Consider the following 1,653-nt stretch of genomic DNA (forward strand, 5'->3'; position numbering starts at 1 on the left):
CCTTGTTAGCGCTGCCACGGGCCTTGCGGTCTGCAGCCTGGGAGCTGCTGTGCTTTTTGCTGGATTTGGCTTCTGCCTTGGCAGCGGCTGCTGCGCTGTACCTCTTGCCGTTGACGGTCAGGCCCTCTTTGGAGAAGTTGACGGCACTCTTGTTGCCCACGCCGCCCACACGGCCGATGAAGTCGGCCCAGTCCTTGAAGGGGGCACTCTGGCGCTCCTGGAGGATGCGGCCCGACAGGCCGGGCCCGATGCCCTTGATGCCGTCTAGTTCGGCCTCGGTGGCGGTGTTCACGTCCACGGCGGCCCAGGTGGCGGTGGCGAGCAGCGTGGCAACCAGCAGGGTCAGCAGTTTCTTCAGCATGGCAAGGGTCTTACAGCGTTGTGGATGAAGGCTTGGGTCAGAGTTCTTCGACCCGGCGTGCGGGGTAGCTGTCCCAGGTCTGGCAGCCGGGGCATTGCCAGAAATGCTGGCGCGCCTCGAAGCCACAGGCCGCGCAGCGGTAGCGGGTCAGGGGCTTGACGGCATGGTCCAGGGCACGTTGAACCTGGGGGTGGAATTCTTCGTGTTCCAGCTTTTCGGTGGCCAGCCATTTGGCGGCAGCGACCAGGGAGCGCTCCTTGTCCAGGTGCTCCACATAACGCTGGCGGGCGGATGGGCGGGTGGCCTCGTCGGCGGCTTCCATGGCAACGATGCTTTCCAGCACGTCCAGCGAAGGCGCTTGCGCATAGTGCGCCTGCAAAAGGGCATGCACTTCCTGGGTGCGGCCGATAGCGGTGGCAGCCTCGACCATCAGCGGGGCGGCCAGGGGCAGCGCTGCGGGGTTGCGCTCGCCCAGCGCCTTGAGCGTGGACAGCACGGCAGCCGGCTGACCCATCAGGCGTTGCAGGCGCGCCAGTTCAATGCGCGCGCGCGCGGCCTCGGGAGCAGCGGCCACTGCCTGGTCCAGCAGGGCCTGAGCGCCCGGCAGGTCGCCTTGCGCGCTCAGCGCCAGCGCCTGCTCGCACAGGTAGTGGGCTTGCCGGGTGCTGAAGTCGCCCTGATCGGCATCGTGCATCTTGCGGGCAATGGTGGCGGCATGGGGCCAGTCGCGCGAACGTTCGTAGATGGCCAGCAGCGCCAGGCGGGCCTGGGCCTCGAACGGGGTGCCCTCCAGGCGCTGCAGCGCATCTTCGGCGCGGTCGAGCAGCCCGGCCTTGAGGAAGTCGAGCGCCAGCGCATGCTGGGCGCGTTCGCGGTCAGTACGGCTCAGGTCGCCGCGCGAGAGCAGGTGCTCGTGCACACGCACGGCACGGTCGTATTCGCCCCGGCGGCGAAACAGGTTGCCCAGGGCGAAGTGCAGCTCGGAGGTGTCGGGGTCGTTCTGCACGGCCTCGATGAAGGCGTCGATGGCTTGGTCCTGCTGCTCGTTGAGCAGGAAGTTCAGACCCTTGAAGTACGCCTTTGGGGCGCGGCGGTTTTCGGCGCGCAGCTGGCGCAGGTCAAACCGTGACGCCAGCCAGCCCAGCACAAAGGCCAGGGGCAGGCCCAGCAGTATCCAGCTCAGGTCAAATTCCATGGATCGAAGGCAGGTCAGGAGGTGGTGGGGGCGCTGCCGGGGTGGCGCTGGCGGCGGGGGCCGTTACGGGCGTTGGTGCCACCACGACTGCTGCCTG

General features: G+C 67.6%; 2 protein-coding genes. Both read right to left on the minus strand.

Annotated elements, in window-relative coordinates; genetic code table 11:
- A partial coding sequence (locus DBR23_RS19200) for a helix-hairpin-helix domain-containing protein (protein ID WP_108499272.1) occupies positions 1 to 361 on the minus strand: 361 nt, incomplete at its 3' end.
- Between the two features lie 37 nt (positions 362 to 398).
- Entirely contained in the window at positions 399 to 1,556 is a 1,158-nt protein-coding gene (lapB, locus tag DBR23_RS19205; RefSeq protein WP_108499273.1) for a lipopolysaccharide assembly protein LapB, read from the minus strand.
- Positions 1,557 to 1,653 lie beyond the last annotated feature (97 nt).

The sequence above is a fragment of the Acidovorax sp. HMWF018 genome (genome assembly GCF_003061035.1).
Taxonomy (GTDB): Bacteria; Pseudomonadota; Gammaproteobacteria; order Burkholderiales; family Burkholderiaceae_C; genus Acidovorax; species Acidovorax delafieldii.